Raw genomic sequence first — 26036 nt, 5'->3', positions numbered from 1 at the left:
TATGTCAAATAATATTACCGGTTCATCGACTGGATGAAATGGTCGTTATCCTTGGTCCCATCCAGCTTTTCGACGAGGAACTCCATGGCGTCGACCGGATTGAGCGGCGCGAGCACCTTGCGAAGCATCCAGATCTTCTGGATGAGGTCCGGCCGGAGGATCAGTTCCTCCTTCCGGGTTCCCGACTTGTTCAGGTCGATGGCCGGGAAGATGCGCTTTTCGGCCAGCTTGCGGTCGAGTACCACTTCCATGTTGCCCGTTCCCTTGAACTCCTCGAAGATCACTTCATCCATCCGGGAGCCGGTATCGATCAGCGCCGTTGCGATAATGGTCAGCGAGCCGCCTTCCTCGATGTTCCGGGCCGCTCCGAAGAACCGTTTGGGCTTGTGAAGCGCGTTGGAATCGACACCGCCGGAGAGGATCTTCCCTGACGGCGGAACCACGGTGTTGTAGGCCCGCGCCAGCCGGGTGATCGAGTCGAGCAGGATCACCACGTCCCGGCCGTGCTCCACCAGCCGCTTGGCCTTCTCGATGACCATTTCGGCCACCTGGACGTGCCGCTGGGCGGGTTCGTCGAAGGTCGAACTGACGACCTCGCCGGCCACCGAACGCTGCATGTCGGTCACTTCCTCGGGCCGCTCGTCAATCAGCAGCACGATCAGGACACACTCCGGGTGGTTCTTGGTAATGGCATTGGCGATGGCCTGGAGCAGCATTGTCTTGCCGGTCCGGGGCGGCGCGACGATCAGGCCGCGCTGGCCCTTCCCGACCGGAACCAGGAGGTCGAGGAGCCGCCCCGACATGTCGGTCGGGCCGGTTTCCATCTTGAGCTGCTGCGTCGCATAGAGCGGCGTCAGGTTGTCGAACAGGACCTTGTCGAAGGCCTTGTCGGGCGGATCGAAATTGACGGTTTCGATCTTGAGGAGCGCGAAATACCGCTCGTTATCCTTGGGAGGCCGGATCTGCCCGGTGATCGTGTCGCCAGTCCGCAGGTTGAACTTGCGTATCTGGGACGGCGAGACGTAGTTGTCGTCGGGCCCCGGCAGGTAGTTGTAATCAGGCGACCGGAGGAACCCGAAGCCGTCGGGCAGGCATTCCAGCACGCCCTCCGAATAGATCACCCCGTCCTGCTCGACCTGCTTCTGCAGGATCTGGAAGATCAGTTCCTGCTTGCGGAGGCCGGCATACCCCTCGACCCCGAGTTTCTTGGCAACCTCGTTCAGTTCGAGCGGCTTCTTGGACTTGATCTCGCGCAGATCGAGGACATTCTTGCGCTCCTCGGGGCTGGCAATCTCCGGATCATCCGGTGCCGGTGGAGCAATCGGGGCATCCCGCCGGCGTGAGCTCAGGACTCCTTCGCCCCCCTTGTTGCCAAGGTTATCGGGCATATCCCCCGATGGCCTGCGTCCCCGGCTGTGTCCTCCGCGCTGGTTTCCCCTGGATGGCCTGCGATCGTCGTTCATTTCCTTCTCTGTCCTTCAGTCGTCATTTTTGGTGGTGAGTCCGTGCCGTCCGGCTGGCGCTGGGCAGGCTGGCTTTCCAGCTTCCTGTCCGCACTCCGGACCGGGTCCGGCGGTAAATGGTTGTGCTTGGTGTTCTGGTTGATCTTGGTCGATGGATATGGCTGTGGAGTTGGTTTGGTATTTAATTGAGAGGCGGGGCCGGACGCTTACTCGTGATAAAGTCCGGATTGTGATGGAATTGGTTAATGGGCCGTGGCGGCAAACACCCCATGAAGTCCCGGATGGGGTCCGCCCTCTATTGGGCTAATATCTACAAATTACGGCGCCCCGTGTCAAGAGCGCCCTTTCTGGGCCTTCAAACCGATAAAATTGAACATCCGCCCCGCCTGCTCTCCGTCCCGCCGGTAGCTGTGGAACAGGTCCTTTTCCAGGTAGGTACAGTGGGTGGAAATCCAGAAGTTCCGTTCTTCCAGCCCCATCAGCGCAAGCATATGGGCGTTAATCATGCGGAAATCGATCAGCCACTTGGCCTGCCGTTGCGGCCGGGCGTAGCGGCTCCAGTATTCAAACGTCTGCCGGAACTGGTTCAGCAGCGACTCGTCCACCTCGAACGACTGCCCGGAGATGGACGGTCCCAGGGCAACCGCCAGATCGCCCGGCTCGCAGCGGAAATCCTTGACCAGTATCTCAAGCGTACGGCGGGCCACCTGATTCAGGGTGCCCCGCCAGCCGGCATGAATGGCCGCGACGACTTTCCGGTTCGGGTCATGGATGAGTATCGGCAGGCAGTCGGCAGTCATCACACCGATGAGCAGTCCCGGCACGTTGGTGATGATCGCGTCGGCCTCTGTCTGCCGGACCTCTTCCGGGTCCGGTGGCGCCGAATCGAACACCAGTACCCGGTTCCCGTGAACCTGTTTTGGGAAAAGGATGTTCTTCGCCGCGAACCCGAGTTCCTTGCCCAGATCGGCGACGGCGGACTTGGTGTCGAAGGCGCCGCTCGCCGTGAACGGAGCGGCAAAGTTCGCCACGGACCGGCTTTTCGTCCCGGCCTGTTTCCTGGTTCCGAAGCCATGAACAAGCCCCTTGACCTGGCCCATAACGGGAGCCGTGATCACCCGGTATGAACCGATCCGCGTGAGATCAGATTCCGGCACTTTGCAGAACCTCCAACATGTCTTCCGGCATCGGCGTCTCGAACCTCAGTCCCTCGCCCGTCACGGGGTGGGTAAATCCTAGCACACCGGCGTGGAGAGCCTGGCCCCGGAGTGCCTGGACAGCCCGCTGGAACTGTCCGGAAAGCCCTTCCGGAAGCCGTTTCCAGCCATATACCGGGTCTCCAACGAGCGGATGTCCCAATTCGGCCGCATGAACCCGTATCTGGTGCGTGCGGCCGGTTTCCAGCTTGAACCGCAGATGGCTCACCGGCCCCCGGACAGCCACCCGCTTCCAGTGGGTAACAGCCCGGCGCCCCCCCTGCCTGACCGACGCAAACCGCGTCCGGTGTGCAGGGTGCCGTCCCAGAGAGCTTTCGATTGTCCCCCTCGCCTGCCCGACGGCTCCCCAGACGACGCCGTCGTAAATACGGTCAATAGCATGTTCGGCAAACCGGGATGCGAAAAAATGATGCGCCCGTTCGGTTTTTGCGAACACCAGCAGGCCGGAAGTGTCCTTGTCGATGCGGTGAACCACACCCGGGCGCGAGGGCGCACCGACCGGCGACAGCTCCGTATGGGCAAGCACCATCTGGACCAGGGTCGGAGATTTTGTGCCTGCGCCGGGATGCACGGCAAGCCCCCGCGGTTTGTTCACGACGAGCAGTTCGGAATCCTCGAACCTGATATCGAGCGGTGCCTCGACGGGTTTCAGCGCGGAACCGGCGGGAGTGTCTTCGATGATCTGGATGGACGTCACGTCCCCCGGCTGGAGCAGGTGAGAGGGCTTGTAGACAAGTCCGCCGTTCACCGTCACCGAACCGTTCTTGATGAGACTGCGGACGCGCTCGCGGGAACCAGCCGCACCGCAATCCGCCAGGAAGCGGTCGAGCCTGAGGCCGTCAGAACCGCCGGGAACCTCAAAATGCCGGACATAACTGGATGACGACATGGCAACAGCCCCGCCCGGATCAGGGCACAGGAAGCGGCGGAACGGGATAACCGCCGTCGCGGCGTCCATCGCCGCTGGGTTTGCCATTGCGAACATCAGGTCCGCCAATCACCAGATTTTCGACTTGTATTTGGCACTGTGCTTGAGGAGCACGTCCACAATCGCCAGATCAAACAGGTTGCCGCGCTGCGACTGGTCCACTCGCTCGTGGAACAGCGCCCGGCCCTCCTCTATTTCATCCTTGAGGGCATCGAACAGGTTGTCCTGCTCGATGGCCGTCTTGATCTTTTCGCCGTTGTACAGCTCGACGTCCGAGACGATCGCTCGTGCCAGTCGACGCGCTGCCTGGGGATCCGTTATGAGGGCCACGGTTTTAGGTACCTGAACTTTCCGGGGACGGAAGTTTCTAACGTGGTGATAGTATTACGAAAGTTCGGGAAAGGTCAATGATCTGGTTGCGGCGAAGATCTATCTAGCGAAGCAGATGCACTTTTACCTATGTAACTCCATAAATATCCGAACGTGGTTCAGGTAACCGTCAATCACCGGCTGCGGGTTCAGGCCCACTACACGGCAGTAGCTCTTCAAAAATCCTTTCAAATAAACCGGCGCCGGGAGCATCCCGAACTCGTCGCCCTCGATGTTCTCCAGGTGCTGGGGCGATATCCGGGTAATGGCAGCCAGTTCGCGGATGCTGAAGCCGGTCGCCTCCCGGTACCGGCGCAGGTTCTTGCCGGTATAGTCGTTGGCTTCGTTGAAAAAGCTTGCCGGATCGGGACGGTTCTTGGCGGGGGCATTTGCCGGGACCGGAGCGGTGTTGTGCGGAATGACGGAAGCCGGCTTTACCGGAGCCGGACGCATGGCGACCGGACGGGCCACCGGATCAGGCTGGTTTGCAGGCGCAGCCGGTGCTGGAGCCGCAACCACCGGCTGTGGCCGCGGCGGGGGCGGCAGCGACGAAATGCTGGCCACAGTCTGCACAGGTACAGCCGGACGCGGCAAAGGCGTGGCAGCCGCTTCAGCCGCGGGCGGCCGGAAACCGATCGGCTGGCGGGATGTCTCCAGCGCGGCCGGAGCCGCCTGGAGATGGGCTGGCACAGGAAGCTCGTGACGGGTGCCGCCGATACCCAGGACCTCGCGGTCGTACCGAGTGCGCCGTTCCGTGTCGAGCAGGTGAAACTCGGCCTGATCCAGTTCCATCAGCGTGCGCTGCCGTTCGTCGTCGGAAAAAAGCGTGTAGGTCGCTTCGGATTCGGGGGAATACAGGTACCGCAGGCGGCGGAGGGCGTCGATGATCTCGCTGCGCCCCGCGACGGGGGTCAGCTCAAGCAATTCATACAGGTTGGGAAGCCCGTTGCTCACGTTCCACCTGGTCCACCATTGACGTAACTGTCAATCGCCCTGCAAGCCGGTCCGCGACGCGCTCTATATCCGCAACGGCCGCTGCATCGGGCCGGAAGCTGTAGAGCGGCATCCGTTTCCGGAGACTCTGCCAAACAAGGTCATCATACCGGATTTCACCAAAGTTGTGAACCGTTAAACCGAAATACCGGCGGCTGGCGGTTGCCATCGCTGTTCCCAGGGACCGGTCTGCGTCAATCCTTAACTGATTAATGATTAGTCCAAGGTCCAGCCGGTCCAGAGCGGCCATGAGCGCCGACGCCCCGGCCGGGTCCAGTTCCCGCAACCCCGCTACCATCTGCACGGGCGTGGGGAGCTTGCCCGCCCCTGTCCGGTAGAGGAGATCCGAGAGATACTGCTTTGCTTTTTCATTCAGGGGAGTTTGTGCAAGTTTGCGATAAAACACGGCTTTCAGGAACCGGTAGGCATTTTCGATGGCCGTCGGCTCCGGCGTGGTCAGGGCAATCCCCGTATCGGCGTGCAGGAAGAAATCGACCCGGTCCCCGCTCGTTCCAGCCCCAATGTCCAGCACCAGAACGTCCCCAGCCAAGGATCTGAGCTGCTCGATGGCCCGCTTCCGCTGGGCCGGTTTGATCAGGGGGACATGCAGGGGGTCGTTGGCCCCGCTGACGAACCGCAAGTTGGGTTCGTTCGTCAGGACGACGACACCGGCCGCCTGGGCGGGGGTTTCGGCATCAAGGAGATCCAGAAAGGAGACTGCCGGGGGCTGGATGCCGAGGCAGGTATGGAGGTTCGATCCGCCCAGGTCGCAGTCAACCAGAAGCGTGCGGTAGCCCCGCCGGGCGAGTGCAATCGACAGGTGGACGGAAGTAAAACTCTTGCCGATACCTCCCTTGCCGCCGGCAATGGCAAAGGTGTGCGGAACCTTTTGTGATGCTGACTGCAATGCTCCGCCTCATGTACCGGCCGCCCGGTATCAGTCCTGCTGGAGTTCCACGTTCCAGTAGGCCGTGGAGACAAGAAATGGAGTCCAGTCCCGGTGTATTCCGACCGAAACCGGCAGGTTGGCGATGGGCGACCAGGCGGGCTTGAACGGCTCCCGGACCAGCCTCATGCCAGCCTGGTCGGGGGTATTGCCACCCTTCACGCGGTTGCACTGGATGCAGGAGCAGACGATGTTTTCCCACGTCGTCCGGCCTCCCTGAGAGCGGGGAACCACATGGTCCAGATTCAGTTCGGAACGCGGAAAGTTCTTCCCGCAGTACTGGCAGCGGTTCCGGTCACGGGCGAAGATAGACGCCCGGTTGAACTTCACATGACGCCGGGGAACCCAGTCGCACTGGCGGACCAGGATCACGCGCGGAACCCGGATACCGCCGTTGACGAGGCCGATCTGTTCCTCATGCACGGCCACCGAGAGAGCAGTCCATGAATCAAAATCGAACGTCTCGTATTCCGGCGTCACGGCGCGCGCGAGCCCCTGGTAGAACATCACGATCGCACGGCGCAGCGTAATGACATTGATCGGCTGGAACAGCCGGTTCAGTACCAGAACTCTCGAATCCAAGATAGTCGTCGACATACGCGGGCCACATCAATGGCCGAAAAACAGCCGGTTTTCAAGGAGTTGACGCCGTGGCAGCCCGGCGTTCCGGGGTTTCCGGGGCGTCTGCCGCCGGGGCACGAAGGATCTTATCGCGGATGTTCTGAGCGCCGGTCCGGGCATTTTCCCGCACCAGACCAGACACCTTGAGCGCATCTCCTGCCTCGAAAGCGGCAATAATCTCCTCATGCTGGCGCAGGGAGTCGGCGATCTCCCCCTTGACCGACAGCAGATAACGGAAACGCGCAAACTGGGACATAAGCTGGTGAATGAGGTCGCGCAGCTTGTCGTTTCCGCACAGGTCCACGAAGGTCAGGTGAAAGTCGTTATGGGCCCGGAATACCGCACGGGCGTCTCCCCGGACGGCAGCCGCCCGCATGGTTTCGTTCAGTTCCTTGAGGCGGCCGATCTCGCGGGCCCCCATGCGGGGCTGGGCCAGCCGGGCGGCCTCGCCCTCCAGCAGCGCCTTCAGATCGTAGAACTCCTCGATATCCTTTTCGCTGAAGGAACTGACCACGGCCCCCTTGCGGGGCACTACGGTCAGGAAACCCTCGCTTTCCAGCTGGCGAAACGCCTCCCGGATCGGGGTCCGACTGATACCAAGGGACCGGGCTACTTCGCTCTCAGCTACCCGTTCACCAGGTTTCAGGTTGCCCCGGATGATCGCATCGCGGACAGTCTCGACAATACGCTCACGGAGCGTCAGATGGCTGTCAAATTTCAGAAGTGGTTTCGCCAATTTACGACTCCAGAGCAGCCCCTTTGTACATTGTATGCAACTTCTTCGTGAAAGGGCAACCCTCACCACTTAATGAAATGCACAGGATGACAAATGCCAGTTGATTCAGTGAACGGCTAATGGATACTTGGTAAAGCTGACGCCGTGTATAAAATCCTCCTGATCATCGCCCTGCACCTCCTGTTCGTCTCCGGCGTGGCTCACGTTTGGCTCCTGCTGACAGCAAAGAAGAGGCGTCCATTCTGGGAACAAACCGCCCGGTGGAGCACGGTCGGCGCCTGCGCGACACTGACAATCGCGCTCCTGCTCGTTCACCTGATGCGCGACGCACGGCTCTTCTCGACCAGTGCCGACCTGTTCGTCTTTCTTTCCCTTTCGACAGTCGGCCTGTATCTTATTTTTTACAACCGGTTCCATACGCGAACGATCGGTGCCATCGCCGTTCCCCTCGCGGCCCTGCACCTTACGCTGGGACTCATCACCCAGGAACGCCAGATCGAGGTCGCCGAACGGGCCACGGTGCTGGTCGTCTGGACGACGGTCCATGTGGCGGCCGCGGCCATCGGCGCGGGACTGTTCAGCATCGCGGCCATCGCATCGGGACTGTATGCATTCCAGGACAGGAGGCTCCGTAACCGGCACTCCGCGCCCAGCCACATCATTCCCCCGCTGGACACGCTGGACCGGATCAACCGGCTGGGAATCAACTGGGGGTATGTCCTGTTTTCCGGCGGCCTGGCGTTGGGGATCATCAAGGTGTTCGTGATCCGCCGGATCGAAACATTCTCCGATCCGTTCACTGTTGTATTCGTCCTGTGCTGGCTGCTGTATACCGGACTTCTGGTGGCGCGGAGCACCGGCAGCATCGGCGCGCGCCGGGCGGCCTTGGGATCCATCGTCTGCTTCGCGGTCGCCTTTTCGGGGTTCATGAGCGCAAAACTCGTGCGCGGGGTTTCGGGAGACATGCTGTTCCACGGCACCTCCCCGTCCCAAGAACCCAAACAACCGGGAGCGCCCGACTGACATGGATATCCTGCTGGTAGGCGTCAACCACCGCACGGCGGATATCGAGATCCGGGAACAGCTCGCCTTCACGCCGGAGCAGGCCCGGGCAACCGCCCTGGAACTGATCCACAAGGGCAGTTTCCGGGAAGCGGTCATCCTGTCCACCTGCAACCGGACGGAGTTCGTCGGGGTGGCGGCCAATTCCGATGCCGGTGCCGAAGAGGTCTATGAGGCAATTTCCCGGCAGCGGGAGCTTCCGGCAACCATGCTTCGGCATCACAGCTATGCGTACCGGTCACTGGATGCGGTCCGGCACATTTTCCGGGTGTCCAGTTCACTCGATTCGATGGTGGTGGGAGAACCACAGATCCTCCGCCAGATGAAGGACGCCTATCAGAATGCCGCCGATGGCGAGGCAACGGGCCCCGTGCTGAACAAGCTTTTTCACCGGGCCTTCAGTGTCGGGAAACGGGTCCGGACAGAAACGGCCATTGCCGAGAATGCCGTATCTATCGGCTACGCCGCGGTTGAACTGGCACGGGAAATCTTCAACGACCTCAGCGAGCGCACAGCCCTGCTGATCGGCGCGGGTGAAATGGCCGAGCTAACCGCCCGGCATCTCCTGTCCACCGGACTCAGGAATATCACCGTGGCCAACCGCTCGCTCTCCAATGCGGTCAAGCTGGCCGAGGAGTTCCGGGGTCAGGCGGCCGAACTGACCGATATCCGCCAGCACCTGGTTACTGCCGACGTGGTGATTGCCTCGGCGGCCTCACCGGATATCCTCATTGACCATGCACTCATGGAGGAAGTGGCCAGGGCCCGGCGATACCGGCCGGTCTTTCTTATCGACATCGCCCTCCCCCGGAACATCGACGCCGATGTGAGCCGCGTGGAGGGATGCTACGTCTACGACATTGACGATCTGGACCGGGTTGTCGCCCGCAACCTCCAGAACAGGCATCTGGAAGCCCAGAAGGCCGAACAGATTGTCGCCGAAGAGGTGGAAAAATTTCCGCTTTATCTCAAGAGCCTTCGCGTCGTGCCGACAATCCGCCAGCTCCAGAACAAGTATGATGCGATCAGGCGGGCCGAAATCGAACGGGTCATGGGCCGTCAGCCCAATCTGCCGCCGGAACTGGCCGAAAAGATCGACTACCTGACGCAATCCCTTCTCAAGAAGTTCCTACACGAGCCGATTACTGTGCTGAAGAAGGAAGAGGCAGGCTTCACCGACGGACTCGCCGCCAGTGTCGTCCAGCAGATTTTTGGCCTGACCATCGAAGATACTGCCAACCCAGTGATGGCCAAGCGAGACAGCGACAACTCCGAAGGCTCCTGAGCTTTCAATCCAGCACTACCAGAACAATCCGGGGTTGACAGTCCCCCGGCCTGCCAGTATTGGTTTGCTGGCGATTAAACGCATAGTTTTGCAATAAGGATTCCGACAGTCTGCCATGCTGAAAAGATTTGTACAGGCAACCCTTGTGGTTTCCCTTCTGGCGGGTTCCCCCGCTCAAGCCATAGCCGGTGATACTCCGCCGGCCACGCCCGGTTCGGAGCAGCCCACCGAACAGGAACAGCCGCAAGATAAACCCGGCTGGCGGGAAACCCTGAAACGGCCACAGCTTCGCGCCGGAGATTCCGTTGTCGATATCTCCGCCAACTGGGTACAGAACTTCCACTACTACTCAGACGCGCCGACGCCGCGCCTCGATGAACATGAACCGTTCTCCCTGACCAGGGGGTTCGGCATGCAGCTCCAGGCCCTCGAAATCGCCTTCCAGGCAGAGCTGGATCACCACTTCCGTGCCGACCTGTTCCTTGCCTTTGACCGTGACGGTGTTGAAATCGAGGAAGGCTTTCTGACTGCACGCGAGATTCCGGGCGGATTCAGTGCCCGTGCCGGGCAGTTTTATACCGCTTTCGGGCAGTTCAATACCGTGCACTTTCTTGAAGCCTCGCCATTTGTGGACATGCCGCTCGTCAACCGCAGGTTCTTCGGCGGAGAACAGCTCCGGGGGCTTGGCGCGGAACTGTCCTGGGAACTTCCCCTGCCCTGGCATGTGGAACTGACGGGTTCTATCCAGACGGCCGACAACGACGTGAGTTTCGGCGTTCCGGCCGAAAGCACGGAAAGCCTGCGGCACTTCCTCACGAACCTGCATCTCAGGCAGGACTGGGATATCTCCGAATCCCTGTACCTGCGGCTCGGCGGATCGTTTGCCCAGGGACCGAACGATTCTGCCGGACCGGCATTCTGGAGCCGGAACCGCACCTATCTGTGGGGAGGTGATATCCAGCTCCGGTGGCACGACCGGGATCACCACCGGTATGCGGCATTCCAGGCTGAATACATCCACCGGGAAGCGGAACTGCCCGGTGGACGTCTTGCTGAAGGGGGAATCTACACGGCTGTCGAGGTTTGCCCGGATGAACACTGGCAGCTGGCTGCCCGTTTCGACTACGTGGGACTTCCGTCAACCCTTCGCGGACCCAATCCGCCCCTGATCGCCAACCCGGAACTGACCGGGTTCCACACCGGACTGGAACAGTGGCGTATCGGCTCGTCGGTGTCGTACCACTTCTCCGAGTTCGTCCGGCTTCGCATGCAGTACAATTACGACAAGCTGGCCCTGGCTGGCGGGGTGCATGAACTGTTCGGGCAGCTTCAGTTCACCATCGGCCAGCATGGCAGAACCCATGAAGGGCATCACGGCCGTCACGGACACCATGACTGACCGGTAGCGGTACGCCCCCTTCCCTTTAAGGGAAAATCGGCAACAATCGCAGGCCGGGAGGCCCGGAATGGGCGCATATCTTCTTATCGCTGCCGCCTTGATTACCGCCGCTGGTATCCTGTTCTGGCTTGGCCGGGTGGCCATGCACCGGAACGAGGCCGGCATTTCCACCTCGATGGCGACCCGTTCGACGCTGGTGGGGTCGCTGGTCACCCGCTCCGTCTTCCGCAAGCTCTGGCTCCGGTTCCGCCAGATGATTGCCAGCCATGAACAGAAAAAGCGTCTTGAGGAGCAGTATCACATCCAGTCGGCGGAAGAAGCCGTCAAGGTCATGGGCAGCATGAAGGGCGTGTTCATGAAGCTCGGCCAGATTGTCTCGTTCACCAACGACGACCTTCCGCCGCAGGCCCGCGAGATGCTGCAGAGTCTCCAGAAGGATTCCCCGCCGATGGCATTCAGCCTGGTCCGCGGCGTGATCGAATCGGAGCTGAAGGGCGACATCGGAAAGTTTTTCAGGCATTTCGACGAGGAGCCGCTCGCCGCGGCATCCATCGGACAGGTCCACAAGGCCCAGCTCCACGACGGTTCGCACGTGGCGGTAAAGGTGCAGTACCCGGGAGTCGACACGGCGATCGAGAACGACCTGAAGGCATCGCAGGGGCTCGCGTTCATGATCAGCAGCGTCAACAAGAATATCGACGCCAACGCCGTCGTGGCCGAACTGAAGGAGCGGCTGCTGGATGAACTGGACTACCGGCAGGAACTTCGCAACCAGCAGGTTTTTCATGAACTCTGGAACGGGCACCCCCTGATTCATATCCCGCGGGTTTACCCGGAATTCTCGGCCAAGAAGGTCCTCTGCCAGGAGTTCAAGCGGGGGCTCAGTTTCTACGATTTCCTCAAGCAGTCGAACAGCAGGGAACGCGAGACGGCCATCTACGTGCTGAACGATTTTGTATTCGATTCCATGAACCGGTTTTTCGTCTTCAACGGCGATCCGCACCCCGGCAACTACCTGTTCCATGAGGACGGCGGGATCACCTTCCTCGATTTCGGCTGCATCAAGTATTTCGAACCCGCTTTCATCACGGACCTGCTCCGGCTCAACCGGGCCCTTGTCGAAGGTGACCATGCGACGTTCCACGACTACATCCAGAAAATAAAAATCGTCCTGCCCGGCCGGAATTATGACAAGGACTGGATGTGGGAGTTTTTCAGCTATCACGCCGCCCCGTTTATCAAGAACGAGGTGTTCACCTTCACTGCCGAATGGGTCTCCCGCGCACGCGACATCATGGACCCGGTGAAGCTCCGGCAGATGAACCTGCCGCCGGAACTTATCTTCTTCAACCGGATTACGTTCGGCCTGAACGCCATCTTCCAGAAGCTCGGCGCTTCAGGCAATTTCCACGAGTGCTATCTCCGCTATATCCTTGAGGAAGAAAACCGGCCGCCCTCGGTGGCCCGGTTCGGCATCAGGCTCGACGAAAAGTTCATGTCGGCCCGGAAGATGCCTGCCCGGCGCGTCCTGGCCCGTGACCAGGCGGCCTGATCCCTACTGCTGGACAATTCCTGCCAGGATCGCGAAGAGGGCCGGGCCGATCCGCAGCAGTTCCATGAATTCCGGGCGGCTGAGCCGCAGGACCCTTCCGGCGGCCGGCGTGTCGGCAGTTTCCGGTCCGGCTTCGGACAGCAGTATGGTCAGCGGACTGCCCGCCCCCGGCGGGACCAGTCCATCGAGCCTGAGCTTTCCATGGATTGCCATTTTTTCCGGCGCAACAACGATATCCGGCTGTTCAAGCCGGGAGATCGTCTCTGCCTCCACGGCGCTTCCCGCCAGAATGGCCGTGAACCCGCGGTATTCGAGATAACGCTTCAGGATCCGGCGGAATACAGGGTTTTCGTGGGCAATCAGAAACTTGAGCGCTTTCACGGCGTCCATTCCCCCTTGGTCTGGATGACGGCCTGGCCCTCTCGTCTGGCAAAACCGATCCTACCAAGGGAAGGGAAAAGAACGCTTAAGCGGGGATGAAAAGCCGTGAAGGAAAGTGAAAAAACTAAGCCTTCGCCCGGTTCTGGTCGCGGAGCTTCTGCACCCGGTCGAACCACGCCTTCAGTTTCGGGCGTGACATCGCCTCGCCAAAGGCGGGGAACTCCTCGATGCACTTGAGCGCGCCGTGGACCGCCACGTCGGCGAGCGTGGGCTCGCTGCCGCAGGCGAACGGCTGGTCACCCAGCCAGCCCTCAAAACGGTCCAGTTCCTTGCGCACCCAGGCGTGGCCATCGGTCTGGTTCCGCTTCTTCAGAATCCGCTTGGACACCTGGTACATGATGAGCGAGCCGCCGGCCCGAACCATGAGGTTCTGGAAGAACCCGAAGTTGGAGGTGCGGGCCGTCACCTGCGCCGCCTTGAATGCCTCCTCGCGGGTTCCATAGATCACGGTGGGAAGCGCATACGTCAGGTCGTCATCGACCCACTGTTCGATCATCTCCGATTTGGCCCGGGCTTCCGGATCGGCCGGCAGGAAAGTGACCGGTCCCTTCACCTGCTCGTCCAGAGCTTTCAGAATCGCCGTGGAATCCTCCACCAGTTTTCCGTTCAGGGTGACGACGGGCACTTTCTTCGGCGACCCCTGCGGCAGCGGCGGAAGTTCCTTCTTGTTGAGTGGGTTCACCTCCACCTTCCGGTAGGGGACGCCCTTCAGCTCAAGGCCGGCCTTCACCTTGTGGCAGAACGGGCACAGTTCGAACTGGTAAAGCGTGACGGCTTCCATGGCGCAAAGACCTCTTTGTCATTCTGGCAGGGATGGATGGTGGAGCTGATCGGGATCGAACCGACGACCTCCTCATTGCGAACGAGGCGCTCTCCCAACTGAGCTACAGCCCCTTGTACGGGTCCGGCAGCCATCAAAGCGGCCACCAGCGGGACCATATGTGGTCAGGAGCGGCCCGCCAAGTCAAGTCCCGGTTTAGACTGGGTATTTCCCTGTAGCCTCTCCGCGCCAGACTGGCTATAAGCACAGGCACCGGCGGATTGGATTTCCGGATAATACAGATGGCAGACCGTGCGCCTGCTGAAGCCGATCCCTGGAGAGTCGATGCCGAAAGCCAAAATCCTACTCGTTGACGATGTTCAGGGGATTATCGACCAGGAACGCGCCTTCCTCGATGGCCGCGACCTTGAAATCTCCGAGGCACTCAACGGGCTCGATGCCCTGAAACTGGTCAAAACGGAAAAGCCCAACGTGGTGTTCCTGGATCTCAACCTGCCCGGCCTGAATGGCGATGCTGTCTGCAAGACGATCAAGACCCTGCCGGGGCTCGAACGCACGGCTGTCATCATCGTAACTGGCGATGCCGAGGACAAGAGTCTCAAGCGCTGTTTCCAGGCCGGGTGCGATGCCTACGTCGTGAAGCCGATGACCCGGGAATCGATGCTCGAAAAGCTGGATATGGTCCTGTCCGAACAGGAACTGGATGAACTCGAAGCGGCCGCCGATGTCCCGTCCGGTGATGACGCCGCTACCGAGTGACCGGGTATTACCGGATTCATCCGGAATCCCCTGCCCAGTTAATTGAATTATTGCCGCTGGCATACTTTCCTGCCCAAAATAACCCGCCTAGTATTGTTTCGATACACCCGCATATCGGGAGGTCTTTATGAAGCTCCATGCAAACCGCTGCTTTGTGACATCTCTGGTACTGCTGTTCGCCGCTCTCCTGGCGCTTCCACAATCTGCCAGCGCCTTGGGAGAAAAGCGTGACAAGCGGTTCCAGATCGGCATCGGCCCGGGATTCATCCTGAGCCCGACCGGGTTCAACATGGGACTGGAAGCCGAGTATTACGCCACCAAGAATCTCAGCGTCGCGCCCAAGTTCAGTATTTCGATTCCGGACGGGGCCGAGATTTATACCATCAGCGCCGAAGGCCGGTACACGCTCGACCTGACCGGGAACGACGCGGTGGTGAAAAACCTCAAGCCGTGGGTAGGCGTGGGCGGCGGAATTATCATCGCTGACCCGGATGGGCGGCGTGGTGCCGATGCCGGTATACAGATCCAGATGACCGGCGGGGCGAACTACTACATTCATGCGAATATAGCCCTCTCTTCCAGCATGGAGTTCACTATTCCGTTCGGCGTCCGGGACCACTTCATCTACCGCTGGCATGTGCTTCAGGTGAAATACCTGTTCTGAACCGGCTTCAGGGCCCGCAGCTTTTCCCCATTACGATTCCGGTGCCACCGGATACAATGAGCGGGTGGATGCAGCATCCCTAAAGCCTGCGGTTCTGCGACGCTGCTCGCCGCCGGCAGCCTGGGAAGCATTTTTCCTCATCGGGATTTTTCCGGCCGGTTCCAGCCTCAAGTGGACCAAGGTGCAGCTTTTTTCCGGCGGCCGGACGCCGGGGCGCCACTGCGTTTCCGCACTGGAGGCGATGGACGGCACCATTGGCGAGGAGTTGATCCTGTTCGGCCATGAAAACGGTGTCGAGGAAGTCCGCCGCAAGCTGCCGAGGGAAACCTTCGACCGGAGCCGGGATGGATGGGGGCTGCGGACCGAAACCGGACTCGACTGGCAGGGCACCTGGCCCTCGCTGACGCTGACCTCGCGGGAACCGGGATTTGTTGCAAGAACCCGGAGCCGTGACGTGCTGTGGTGGATCCATATGCAGCCCGTGCTCTCGTACTGGGGAGTGTTCGGGTCCCTGGAGTTCGAAAAAAACGGCTCGCGCCATACCGGTCTTGGCATCGTCGAGCATGCATGGGGCGGCGAGGTTCCGTTCGATCCCGGGCGGCTGTCTCCCGGCCGTTGGCAGTGGGACGTGCTCGCCTTCGAGGACGGAACTGCCTGCGCGGGGCTTGCCACCAGTCTCTTTGGCAGGAATCTGGGGCTGCGGAGCGGCGGCACCGCCCCCGGAACCGCTTTCCAGTATGGCCGGGGAATGAAAGTTCGGGTGTCTGAATGGGAGATTCTCGACGGGCGGCGAACACCTTCTATCTGGAAGGGAACGATGATGCTGGGGCCGCGCCGTTTTGACTATGAGGCACGCCGCTCCACGCCACCCGCTCCGGTATTGCCACAGGGTGGTTTCATGGGTTTCGGCTTCGAGGGGCGCTGGCGCGATGCTCCCGGCCGGACTTTTGCCGGGACCGGATTTACCGAATTCCGGGCCGCCTGAAACCTTTCACTTTCCCCCTCCCCTCTGCTACAGGATTTCCCTCCGGCTGAGGCCGGACGATTTTTTCAAACGGGGAATCAAGCACATGGGACCGATCCGGAATTTCATGGACCGCAACTACCGCCACTTCAATGCCGGCGAAACCGTCCGCGCCGCACAGGGCTATATCCGGCACCTGGAACAGGGCGGGAAAATGATGATCACACTGGGCGGTGCCATGAGTACGGCCGAACTGGGCATCACGCTCGCGGAGATGATCCGGCAGGACAAGGTGCATGCTATCACCTGCACCGGAGCGAACCTTGAGGAAGATGTGTTCAACCTCGTCGCCCACGACGACTACCGGCAGGTGCCGGACTGGCGCAACCTGTCGGCCAAGGATGAGGAAAAGCTCCTCATGGACGGCTTCAACCGCGTGACCGACTGCGCGTTTCCGGAAACTGTCATCCGTGACATACAGGGAGTGATGGAAGGCTACTGGAAGGAGGCTTCCGCCACGGGCAAGGGCTTCTTTCCCTATGAATACTTCTACCGCGGCTTCGAGGAAGGGGTCTGGAAGGACAAGAACCACGTTCCGTGGGAGAATTCCTGGCTCTACGCCGCCTGGCAGAAAAAGCTGCCCATTTTCACCCCCGGTTGGGAGGACTCCACGCTCGGCAACATCTTTTCATCGACACTGATCGATGGCATCACCAAGCCCTGTGCCATTCGCACGGGACCGGAACAGATGGTCGCCCTGCACGACTGGTACCTGGCCACCACGAAAAAGAATTCCATCGGATTCTTCCAGATCGGCGGCGGCATCGCCGGAGACTTCCCGATCTGTGTGGTGCCGATGATCCGCCAGGATCTCGAAATGGACTGCCCTCTGTGGGGCTATTTCTGCCAGATCACCGACGCCACGACGAGCTACGGCGGCTATTCCGGCGCCGGAGGAAACGAGAAGATTACCTGGGAAAAACTGGCCGTCGATACACCCAAGTTCGAGATCAACTCGGATGCGACCATCGTCGCTCCGCTGATCTTCGCCTATATATTGGGACAATAAAGCTACCTGGACCCGGCCATCCGGACCCGGTTTCTGCCGTCCCGCTTGGCACCGTAAAGGGCCTCATCTGCATCGCTGATGAGCCTCTCGCGGGTAAGGTCGCCATGCCCTGGATAGGTGGCGACGCCAATACTCACGGTCACCCGCAATCCTGGTTTTTCCGGGAATGTGATCGCCGAAATCCCCTTGCGAATCCGTTCGGCAAGCTGGAAGGCGTGTTTCCCGCCAGTTTCCGGCAGGAGCACCGAAAACTCCTCGCCTCCGTACCGGAAGGCCATGTCGCTCTCCCTCAACGTCTCTTTCAGGAACTCTCCCACCCGTGAAAGCACCCGGTCCCCGACGGGATGTCCATAGGTGTCATTGAGCTGCTTGAAGTGGTCGAAATCCAGCATCATGAGGCTCAGTTCCCGCCGGTGGCGCCGGGACCGCTGGAACTCGGCCGACAGACGTTCGTGGAAAAACCGGTGATTGAACAGGCCGGTCAGGTGATCGGTAATGGCCAATTGAGCCATCCGGTCATTTTGCGCCTTGATCCTCAGGAGAGAACGCACGCGGGTCAGGAGTTCCATCGGCTCGATGGGTTTCGTGATGTAATCATCCGCCCCGCTCGTATAGCCGTCCTCCAGCATCTGGAGATCGGTCCGGTGGGTGCACAGGAGAACCGGGACAAAGCGGTCGCCCACTTCTGCCTTGATCATGCGCGTCGCTTCCAGCCCGTTCAGCCGCGGCATGACGATGTCGAGAAGCGCCAGATCGACCTTCTGGCGAATGGCCTTTCCGATAGCTTCGTATCCGTCGCTGGCCGTGATTACCTTGTAGCCGGCGCCTGTCAGTATCTTGCGGAGCAGATTGCGCTCTGAAGCGGTGTCCTCGGCCACCAGTATGGTGCGCCCGATTGCCACATCAGCGTCCCTCGCGGCCCGTGCCGCCCGCTCAGGCCGTTTCGCCGCCATCAGCCACCATCACCGTGCCCGTTGTAAACGCCGACGCATCGGAGGCCAGGAAAAGCACCATTTCGGCGATTTCCTCCGGCAGGCCGATCCGCCGGATCGCCTGCCCCGCCATTGCCTGCTTGAGCAGCGCCTCGTTCTGCCAGATCGCCCTGGACATTTCGGTCTTGATGATGCCGGGGGCGATGGCATTCACGCGGATGCTGGCGCCGCCCCATTCGGTCGCCAGTACCTTGGTCAGCATGATGAGGGCGGCCTTGGTGACGCTGTATATGCCGAGCATCGTGGCTGGCCTCAGGCCCGCAATCGAGGCGACATTCACCACCGACGCCCGCCCGCTTTTCGCCAGTGCTGGATGCAATGCCTTGCACAGGAGTAATGGCCCCTTGACGTTCACGCCCATCGTCTTGTCCCAGCCCCGTTCGTCGGCCATCAGCACCGGCCCCATGACCGGATTGGTCCCGGCGTTGTTGACGAGGATATCGAGGCCGCCCAGCCTGTCCACCGCCGCCTTCGCCAGCCGGTCGATATCCTCGGCGGACGACACGTTGGCCGGCTGCACCCAGCACTGGCGGCCGAGGTCGCGGCATTTCTTTGCCACCGTCTCAAGCTGCTCCGGCTTGCGTGAAGCAATCACCAGGTCGGCTCCGGCTCTCGCCAGCCGGATGGCCGCCGCCTCCCCGATCCCACGCGAGGCACCCGTTACGAGGGCCTTTCTGCCCGTGAGATCCCATGCATTTCCCGCCGTATCCACGTCCTATCCCTTCATCGCATTTCGTATCTGGGTCAGCCGGTAGGCCGGCAACCTCGATATTTCCGTTCCAACGAGCTTCCTCACCTCGGCCGCCGTGGAGCAGGTCAGCGCCTCCGCCGCCAGTTCACGGCAATCCTTGGCCGAAAGCGATTTCACCAGATAACGAACCACAGGTATAAGGGGCGGCGCAATGGAAAAGCTGGTGAGCCCGAGCCCGATCAGGACCGGCAGGGCCGTCAGGTCCGCACCCATTTCCCCGCAGATCGACACGGGCTTGCCGGCCCGGCCTCCGGCTTCCACCGTCCACTTGATCAGCTTCAGGACAGACGGGTGAAGGCTGTCGTACATCTTCGCTACCCGCTGGTTGTTGCGGTCCACGGCCAGCGCGTACTGGGTCAGGTCGTTGCTGCCGATGCTGAGGAAGTCGGCCTCGGCGGCAAGCGCATCGGCGATGAGTACGGCCGTCGGAACCTCAATCATCGCGCCGACGGGGACATGCTTGTCGAACGCAACGCCTTCCTGCCGGAGTTCCTGCTTGACCTCCTCGATAATGGCCTTGGCCTTCCGGATTTCCTCCACCGTCGTGACCATCGGGAGGAGAATGGACACTTTTCCCAAGGAAGATGCGCGGAAAATCGCACGGAGCTGGACCTTGAACACATGAACCAGGTCCAGGAGCACGCGAATGGACCTCCAGCCCAGATAGGGGTTGTCCTCGCGACGTTCATTGAGGCCTTCCAGGAACTTGTCGCCGCCAACATCGAGGATGCGGATAACCGCTCCCTGGGTTTTCAGTTCCTTCGCCACACGGCTGTATGAACGGAACTGTTCCTCCTCTGCCGGGAAGGTCTTGTGCATGAGAAAAAGGAACTCGGTCCGGTAAAGCCCCACACCTTCGGCTCCGTAGTGCTTGATCAGTTTCAGGTCGGCAACGAGGTTGAGATTGCCAAGGAGCTGGATCCGTTCTCCATCGGTGGTCTTGGCCTTGCCCGTGCCGGCATCGTCCAGTTCCCGGCGGCTCAGGTCCAGTTCGCGCTTTACCCGGCGGAACTCCTTCAAGATCGCCGGCCGCGGATTGACGTGGATATTGCCGGTATTGCCGTCGAGGATCACGTAGTCACCCGTACGGATCGAGCGGTACTGGTCCTCGATGCCGACAACGGCGGGTATCTCCATGCTCCGCGCAAGAATGGCCGCATGGGAAGTCGGGCCGCCCTGACCGGAGATCATGCCGACCACCTTTTGCGGGTCCATTTCCACCGCATCCGATGGCGTGATGAGATGGGAGACCAGGATGTACCGGTCATTGAATGGAACTTCGAGCCGGGGCTTGTTGACGATTTTCGTGATGAGCCGCCGCCCCACGTCTTCTATGTCTATGACCTTCTCGCGCGCGTACGGATCCTTCGCATCGCTCAGGATTTTCACATATGAGCCGACCACATCGCGGATAGCGAGCGGCGCGCTCTTGCCCTCGGCGATCCGCTGCTCGATCTTTCCGATAAAGCCAGGGTCTTCCAGGAACATGAGGTGCGTGGAGAATATCTTGGCTTCCTCGTCAGACAGCTTTTCCGCAACCCGTGCTTCGGCATCCTTGATGTCGTTCTCGGCAGCCTTGATCGATGTACGGAGGCGTTCCAGTTCCTGCTTCTCACCCAGATAAACATCATCCAGGAACAGGGCGTCCTGCTCGGCCGTCGTGACAACTGCACGCCCCATGGCCACGCCAGGTGATGCAGGAAGCCCGCGAAGCAGCGCGCCTTCGAGAGATGCCGCCGCCTGCGACTCCGGCTTCTTTCCTTCGCGGTCAGCCTTGCGGGACCGTGACGTGGAGCCGTCAGCCGCGGCCTTGTAGTTATCAATCGAATCCAGAAGCCGGCTGTTCTGGATAATCGTACCCAGAAGACTCGCGATAGTCGTGACGATCCGCGTGTCATCGACAGTAAAGTCATAGACCTCTTTCGTCTGGATCGTCAGGACGCCGATCGCTTTTTCACGGAGAATGATCGGCGTGGCGAGAAACGAGGAGTACTTTTCCTCCTGCGTCTCGGGGAAATACTTGTAGCGGGGATGCAGCGGTGCGTTCCGGACCGTCACCGTCTGCATCTTCTCGATGGCGAGGCCGGTAAGACCTTCCTGTGTCGAAAGGCGGACCTTGCCGACCGATTCGGTATCCAGCCCCCTGGTCGCGGCCAGCGTCAGGTACTGTCCCGATTCGTCGAGCAGGTACACCGAGCAGACGTCCATCTCCATCGTCTCGGCCACCGAAACGACAATGCTTGCCAGGATGTCCTGAACACCGTGGGAGCGGGCAATCAGGTTGGCGATCTTGTCCAGCAGCGCCAGCTTCTTGGACGTGGGATCAGGTGGACGCTCATGAATCAAGAATGGAGGGCTCCTTGCCCTGCACTATAGCCGATTATCCGGTATTCCACCGGCCGCAACAGGCGAAAAAATGGCCAGATTGCATGGTTTTGATTTCATTCGCCCGATACCCTAACAAGCGGACGGTCCGATGGACTCCCCCCCTGCCCAGACCGGCTCCAGTGCCCAGCTTCGAGGCAATCCCTTCAGCCGCTGGCTCGTCCGGACCGGTATCTACTACGGCTGGACGATGACACTGGTCGCCTTCGTCTGCGGGCTGTGGTCGATCGGGTTTATCTTTTACACGTATGGCATTTTCCGGGAACCGATCCGTCACGATCTCGGATGGAACGTCTCCACCCTGACCGCGGCTTATGCCGGGTACACCATTCTCATGGCCATCTGGGGGCCGGCGGCGGCGAGACTGACCGAGCGGTACGGTTCCCGCCAGATCGTTCTTGCCGGCACGTTTATTCTTCCGGTGGCGATGGTGGGAATCTCGTTTGCCCGGACCGAGTTCCAGTTCTTCATCGCCTTTTCCGTTCTGGCATCCCTTGGCACGGCATTCCTGGGAATGATCCCGAACTATGCGGCCCTGAACCAGTGGTTCACCGCGAACAAGGCCCAGTCGTTCTCGTGGGCGTCTGCCGGGATTTCCAGCGCTGGCATGACGCTCGTTCCCTTTACCCAGTACCTTCTCAACCATTACGGCTGGCGTGAAGCTTACCGGATCAATGCCGCCCTTCTGGTGATAACCGTGCTGCCGCTGGTGCTGCTGACGTTCTACGACCGGCCTTCGGACCTGGGCGTTCCCGAAGAAACACCCCCTCCCGCCGACCCGGATGCCGAACCTGACCGCCTGATGGAGTTCCGTGAAATCGCATTCGACAAGCGGTTTATCCTGTCGGTTCTGTCGCTGAGTCTCGCCTCGGCCTGCTGGTCCGTGATCCTCCAGTCCTTCGTCAGCGACCTGAGCACCCGCGACACCGGCTACCGGTGGACCCAGGGTGATGCGGCCACGCTATACACCTGCATGGCCGTGCTCTGCGCCATAGGAAAGCCCATCTTCGGCGCGCTCGGCGACCGGATGGAGCGCCGGCGTGCGATCATCTTTGCCGTCTCGATGCAGGTGGCCGGTTTTGTCCTGATTACCGTTACCCGCTGGGCGACGCTGGTGCCGTTCAGCTTCCTGGGGGTGCCGGTCGATCTCTTGCTGGTCTCCGGCGTCCTTCTTTACGGCCTTGGAGTCGGGGGAACCCTGCCCCTGTTCAGCGCGCTCCATGCCGACCAGTTCGGGCGTCTCTCCTTCCCACGGGTTTCGGGCCTTGCGACGCCATTCAACGTGGCGATCATCAGCGTCATGTACCTGGTGACAGGGGCCATGTACGACCGGTACCTTTCTTACCTCCCTCAGGGCTGGCTCATGCTGGCCGCCTATGCCGTCTCGATCGGTGCGATCCTGATCCTGCTCATCCGGGTGAAACGTCCGCGAAACCCGAGACGGACATTTGAAACTCCGCTCGAAAGGGCCGAGCCGGTCTGACGGCAGATCTTTCCATGCCCCGCGTAACGGGGCAGATTCATTCTGTTTCTTGACACCCCGCGGCAAACAGGGGTAAAAAACTCCAGCATCCATTCAGCTAATCCCGGTCCCTTGCGGGACCGGTTCAGGTTTCAACTACAGGAGAGAAAGAGGAGATTATGGGAGCACATACCTGGGCAGAAGCATTTTTCCGGTGGATCCACGTCGTCGCAGGCGTGCTGTGGATCGGACACCTTTATTTCTTTAATTGGGTCAACGGCCCGTTGCAAAAGGTTCTGGACGGAGAGACCAAGAAGAAGGTCAACCCCGAACTCCTGCCGCGTGCCCTCTATTTCTTCCGGTGGGGAGCGGCCTTCACCTGGGTGACCGGCATCCTACTCATCATGATGGTCTACTACATGTACCCGTCGGCCATGATGGTGACCGAGGGCGGAAACGCTGGCGTGGCGATTGCGGCCGGCGCCGCGGTCGTGCTGGTGCTTCCGTTCGCCTACGACGCGATCTGGAAGACCGGGCTGGCGAAGAATGAGGAGATGCTCGTCGTCATCACCTACGTCATTGTTGTTGGGATCATGGCCGGACTGACCTACGGACTCGGAATGCCAGGACGGGCCATTTATATCCATATTGGATCGATGTTCGGCACGTCAATGGCATTCAACGTGTGGTTCCGCATCTGGCCGAACCAGCGTAAAATCATTGCCGCCGTCAAGGAAGGCACTCCGCCCGACGCTGCCCTCGTGGCGCTGGCGGGACTCCGGTCCAAGCACAACACCTACATGTCCGTGCCGCTCATCTTCGCGATGATCAGCAACCACTATCCGAACATGTACGGCGGGCAGCTTGCCTGGGTGTGGATGACCGTCGTGATCGGTCTTGCCTGGGCGATCACCAAGCACCTTTACACGATTTCCGGGAAACCGGCCGCTTCGGCCTTCTGATCTGTCCGGTTTCGTGCAATCCTTGAAGCCGTCCGGCGGGAATACCCCGGACGGCTTCAGCCTTTTGTGCCGGACCATTCCGGCAAGGAGTGACACCCATGCCCTCCCGTCTCCCCATCAGCATCGCCACGGTTCTCGCCATCCTGACAGTCGCGTCCTGTACGCAGCAGGAAAAACCGGCCGTGCCTGCAGCATCGCCGGTTGCACCGGCGGTACAGGCAGAAGCCGCGCCTGCATCCGCCGGCCCGGTCGATCCCGGGACAGTCGGCTCGATTTCCGTGACTGTGAAGCTGGATGGCCCGGCGCCTGAGCGGCAGCCCGTACCGGTTGGGAGCGTCGCCGCATGTGCGGCCCACTGGGGAGGGAATCCGCCGCTCTCCACGGCGGTCCTCGTCAAGGACGGACTGGTGCAGAACAGCTTCGTGCATATCCGCAGCGGCCTGCAGAACCACGAATATCCGAAGGCCGATCAGCCGGTGGAACTGGACCAGGTGGGCTGCATCTATACTCCTCGCGTGGTGGGAGTCCGGGTCAACCAGCCGGTCAATATCCTCAACAGTGACAGCATGCTCCATAACGTCCACACGGTTTCCAAGGCGAACCGTCCGTTCAACATCGCCCAGCCCTTCAAGGGGAAGATGGACACCAAGGTGTTCGGCAAGTCCGAGGTGATGATCAAGACCAAGTGCGACGTCCACCCCTGGATGGCGGCGTTTATCGGCGTCGTCGATCACCCCTATTTCGGCGTGACCGGTGAAAAGGGAGAGGTGACAATTTCCGGCGTTCCTCCCGGCACCTATCAGCTTGAAGCCTGGCACGAGGTCTTCGGAACGCTCACCCAGGAAGTCACCGTCGGCGAAAAGGAAACGGTGGCCGCCGCCTTCACCTTCACGGCGAACTGACCGGCATAGCCGCTATCTGCCGGGTCTCGATCTTCATCGGGGCGCGGAGCGCCCGGTAGTAGCCGCTGGCGCCGCCTTCGGGGAGTCCCGGCAGCATGGCAATGTTGGCAGCAAATTCGTACCAGCGGGCTTCGAGGTTTTCCCAGCCGAGAAACTGGTAGCCGACTGACGGGAGCCCGCCCGGCACGGATTCTGGCGGCTCGCGCAGCTCCGGGTCGTCCACCAGATAGACGGCCTGTTTCAGCTTCAGGCCGGGCTCCAGGTCGATGGAAGTCATAAGCTGAAGGCCCTGCCCGGCGATGTAGAACCACGGTTCGCTGCCAAACTCCATCGTCCGTTCGGAATCGAGCATCCGGCCGTCAATGGACGTCCCCTGTGGAACGGCACTGGTGGCGAGCTTGAGGCCCTTGAGGTCGATGAAGTCGTGGATGAGCGACATGTCGAGCGAGTTCACGAACAGGGCTGCCGCTCCGGGGATACGAAGCCGCACGCGGACCCGCCAGAGACGCTCGTAGTGCTGCATGGTGACGACGGCCGGGATGGTGAAACCCGGCACGGTCTTTACGCGGACGGCCAGTTCCCGGGTTACCCGGATCGGCCCCGCCCGGACCCCTTCGAGGTCCGATTCCATCTCGTCCTCGTTCAGCCTGAGCTGCATCAGGTTCGAGACAGCCTTGACACGTACGCGGAGCTTGAACCGGTCCATGACGTCCTGTGTCTCGCGTCCACGCAGGTCGGCAAAAACCACCCGGTCGGTCATGAACGGCCGGTCGGCCGCATAGCCCCATGAATAGGCGGAGGTGGACACCTGGGAAGATACCGAATCGTACCGGAGATAAAGGGCCGGCGGTGCCACCGGCTGGGAGCCGGAAAGCAGGTACAGGATGCCGGGCGTCGCAAGATAAGGCGCGGTAATCCGGATTTCCGTCAGGGTACCGCGCGCCCGTTCCAGCCGCTCCTGCTCGCAGGGCTTTCCGGTGTCCCGGAGCATGAACACGATCTCGTCGTCAGCGTCGAGGATACCCGGCGGATCGTCCCGGGCGATCCGGCTGCGGGGGTCCAGGCTCGCGATGCGCCCTTCAGTATTGACCTCGTCCACCTGGACGGGGACCGGCATCAGTTTTCCCTCGAAGCAGGAGAACGCCGACAGGTTGATCGCCTGCGTGCCGATGAGCCACGGCACCTCGGCGGCACGAACAGTCACGGGAAACACTCCGGCATTGACAGGCTGCCGGGGTTCATAGGCAAAGCCCCGTAGCGGGCTGGCACAGACGGCAAGCAGCAGCGCGGCGGCAAGGAGACGGCAGGATTGGGAGGCGGGGGGCATTGGCGG

General features: G+C 60.9%; 25 protein-coding genes and 1 tRNA gene. 11 read left to right on the top strand and 15 right to left on the bottom strand.

Annotated features, from left to right (window positions below; translation table 11 throughout):
• Positions 1–14: 14 nt before the first annotated feature.
• From rho to KIT79_05805, 8 genes are all read right to left on the bottom strand, one after another.
• Complete coding sequence (gene rho, locus KIT79_05840; protein MCW5828819.1) at positions 15–1388, bottom strand: transcription termination factor Rho; 1374 nt, start codon at positions 1386–1388, stop codon at positions 15–17.
• 407 nt (positions 1389–1795) lie between these two features.
• Entirely contained in the window at positions 1796–2620 is an 825-nt protein-coding gene (gene pgeF, locus KIT79_05835; GenBank protein ID MCW5828818.1) for a peptidoglycan editing factor PgeF, read from the bottom strand.
• Positions 2607–3656: an RluA family pseudouridine synthase gene (locus KIT79_05830; GenBank protein ID MCW5828817.1), complete on the bottom strand. Its 1050-nt coding sequence runs from the start codon at positions 3654–3656 to the stop codon at positions 2607–2609. The genes pgeF and KIT79_05830 overlap by 14 nt, the downstream gene beginning before the upstream one ends.
• A 21-nt stretch (positions 3657–3677) precedes the next feature.
• On the bottom strand, positions 3678–3938 hold the full coding sequence (locus KIT79_05825; protein ID MCW5828816.1) for a hypothetical protein: 261 nt from the start codon (positions 3936–3938) through the stop codon (positions 3678–3680).
• Between the two features lie 123 nt (positions 3939–4061).
• Entirely contained in the window at positions 4062–4931 is an 870-nt protein-coding gene (locus tag KIT79_05820; protein MCW5828815.1) for a helix-turn-helix domain-containing protein, read from the bottom strand.
• Entirely contained in the window at positions 4903–5877 is a 975-nt protein-coding gene (locus KIT79_05815) for a P-loop NTPase (GenBank protein MCW5828814.1), read from the bottom strand. Before KIT79_05815 ends, KIT79_05820 begins: the two co-directional genes overlap by 29 nt.
• Before the next feature lie 30 nt (positions 5878–5907).
• Positions 5908–6501 carry an HNH endonuclease gene (locus KIT79_05810; GenBank protein MCW5828813.1) on the bottom strand — a complete coding sequence of 198 codons (594 nt, stop codon included), beginning with the start codon at positions 6499–6501 and terminating at the stop codon, positions 5908–5910.
• A gap of 49 nt (positions 6502–6550) precedes the next feature.
• The gene (locus KIT79_05805; protein MCW5828812.1) at positions 6551–7273 is read right to left on the bottom strand and encodes a GntR family transcriptional regulator; all 723 of its coding nucleotides are present in this window, start codon (positions 7271–7273) and stop codon (positions 6551–6553) included.
• A 144-nt stretch (positions 7274–7417) separates the two neighbouring features.
• Between KIT79_05805 and ccsA the strand changes: the two genes are divergently transcribed.
• The 4 genes from ccsA (at position 7418) to KIT79_05785 (ending at position 12571) form a co-directional block, all read left to right on the top strand.
• On the top strand, positions 7418–8296 hold the full coding sequence (gene ccsA / locus KIT79_05800; protein ID MCW5828811.1) for a cytochrome c biogenesis protein CcsA: 879 nt from the start codon (positions 7418–7420) through the stop codon (positions 8294–8296).
• 1 nt (position 8297) lies between these two features.
• Complete coding sequence (gene hemA / locus KIT79_05795) at positions 8298–9620, top strand: glutamyl-tRNA reductase (GenBank protein MCW5828810.1); 1323 nt, start codon at positions 8298–8300, stop codon at positions 9618–9620.
• Between the two features lie 115 nt (positions 9621–9735).
• Positions 9736–11019 carry a hypothetical protein gene (locus KIT79_05790; protein MCW5828809.1) on the top strand — a complete coding sequence of 428 codons (1284 nt, stop codon included), beginning with the start codon at positions 9736–9738 and terminating at the stop codon, positions 11017–11019.
• A 67-nt stretch (positions 11020–11086) separates the two neighbouring features.
• Positions 11087–12571 (top strand): AarF/ABC1/UbiB kinase family protein, encoded by a 1485-nt coding sequence (locus KIT79_05785; protein MCW5828808.1) that lies wholly within the window; start codon positions 11087–11089, stop codon positions 12569–12571.
• Positions 12572–12574: 3 nt separating this feature from the next.
• Here KIT79_05785 and KIT79_05780 read toward each other — a convergent pair whose 3' ends face one another.
• The 3 genes from KIT79_05780 to KIT79_05770 all read right to left on the bottom strand — a co-directional run bounded on the left by KIT79_05780 (position 12575) and on the right by KIT79_05770 (position 13906).
• Positions 12575–12952, bottom strand: a complete 378-nt coding sequence (locus KIT79_05780) for a hypothetical protein (GenBank protein MCW5828807.1) — start codon at positions 12950–12952, stop codon at positions 12575–12577.
• A gap of 124 nt (positions 12953–13076) precedes the next feature.
• A complete protein-coding gene (locus tag KIT79_05775; protein ID MCW5828806.1) occupies positions 13077–13793 on the bottom strand; it encodes a glutathione S-transferase N-terminal domain-containing protein in 717 nt (238 codons plus the stop codon).
• 37 nt (positions 13794–13830) lie between these two features.
• Positions 13831–13906, bottom strand: a tRNA-Ala gene (locus tag KIT79_05770).
• A gap of 211 nt (positions 13907–14117) precedes the next feature.
• Here KIT79_05770 and KIT79_05765 point away from each other — a divergent pair.
• From KIT79_05765 to KIT79_05750, 4 genes are all read left to right on the top strand, one after another.
• Positions 14118–14552, top strand: a complete 435-nt coding sequence (locus tag KIT79_05765) for a response regulator (GenBank protein ID MCW5828805.1) — start codon at positions 14118–14120, stop codon at positions 14550–14552.
• Between the two features lie 127 nt (positions 14553–14679).
• Positions 14680–15216 carry a hypothetical protein gene (locus KIT79_05760; protein MCW5828804.1) on the top strand — a complete coding sequence of 179 codons (537 nt, stop codon included), beginning with the start codon at positions 14680–14682 and terminating at the stop codon, positions 15214–15216.
• 64 nt (positions 15217–15280) lie between these two features.
• Positions 15281–16201 (top strand): hypothetical protein, encoded by a 921-nt coding sequence (locus KIT79_05755; protein ID MCW5828803.1) that lies wholly within the window; start codon positions 15281–15283, stop codon positions 16199–16201.
• Between the two features lie 85 nt (positions 16202–16286).
• The gene (locus KIT79_05750; protein ID MCW5828802.1) at positions 16287–17249 is read left to right on the top strand and encodes a deoxyhypusine synthase family protein; all 963 of its coding nucleotides are present in this window, start codon (positions 16287–16289) and stop codon (positions 17247–17249) included.
• 2 nt (positions 17250–17251) lie between these two features.
• Here KIT79_05750 and KIT79_05745 read toward each other — a convergent pair whose 3' ends face one another.
• From KIT79_05745 to ptsP, 3 genes are read right to left on the bottom strand one after another with little or no spacing between them, the layout of a single operon-like run.
• Positions 17252–18202, bottom strand: coding sequence for a diguanylate cyclase (locus tag KIT79_05745; GenBank protein MCW5828801.1), 951 nt, complete (start codon positions 18200–18202; stop codon positions 17252–17254).
• Positions 18183–18953, bottom strand: coding sequence for a glucose 1-dehydrogenase (locus KIT79_05740; protein MCW5828800.1), 771 nt, complete (start codon positions 18951–18953; stop codon positions 18183–18185). Before KIT79_05740 ends, KIT79_05745 begins: the two co-directional genes overlap by 20 nt.
• Positions 18954–18956: 3 nt before the next feature.
• Positions 18957–21338 carry a phosphoenolpyruvate--protein phosphotransferase gene (gene ptsP, locus KIT79_05735; GenBank protein MCW5828799.1) on the bottom strand — a complete coding sequence of 794 codons (2382 nt, stop codon included), beginning with the start codon at positions 21336–21338 and terminating at the stop codon, positions 18957–18959.
• A gap of 130 nt (positions 21339–21468) precedes the next feature.
• On the opposite strand from ptsP, the gene KIT79_05730 reads away from it, so the two are divergent.
• From KIT79_05730 to KIT79_05720, 3 genes are all read left to right on the top strand, one after another.
• Positions 21469–22860, top strand: coding sequence for an MFS transporter (locus KIT79_05730; protein MCW5828798.1), 1392 nt, complete (start codon positions 21469–21471; stop codon positions 22858–22860).
• Positions 22861–23018: 158 nt separating this feature from the next.
• Entirely contained in the window at positions 23019–23801 is a 783-nt protein-coding gene (locus KIT79_05725; GenBank protein ID MCW5828797.1) for a urate hydroxylase PuuD, read from the top strand.
• Between the two features lie 98 nt (positions 23802–23899).
• Complete coding sequence (locus KIT79_05720) at positions 23900–24703, top strand: hypothetical protein (GenBank protein ID MCW5828796.1); 804 nt, start codon at positions 23900–23902, stop codon at positions 24701–24703.
• On the opposite strand, the gene KIT79_05715 is transcribed toward KIT79_05720, so the two are convergent.
• Positions 24690–26030 carry a hypothetical protein gene (locus KIT79_05715; protein MCW5828795.1) on the bottom strand — a complete coding sequence of 447 codons (1341 nt, stop codon included), beginning with the start codon at positions 26028–26030 and terminating at the stop codon, positions 24690–24692. The genes KIT79_05720 and KIT79_05715 overlap by 14 nt on opposite strands.
• Positions 26031–26036: the final 6 nt, after the last annotated feature.

The organism is Deltaproteobacteria bacterium, assembly GCA_026129095.1.
Classification (GTDB): Bacteria; JAGRBM01; JAGRBM01; order JAGRBM01; family JAHCIT01; genus JAHCIT01.
This window is presented reverse-complemented; position numbering and strand designations above follow the sequence as displayed.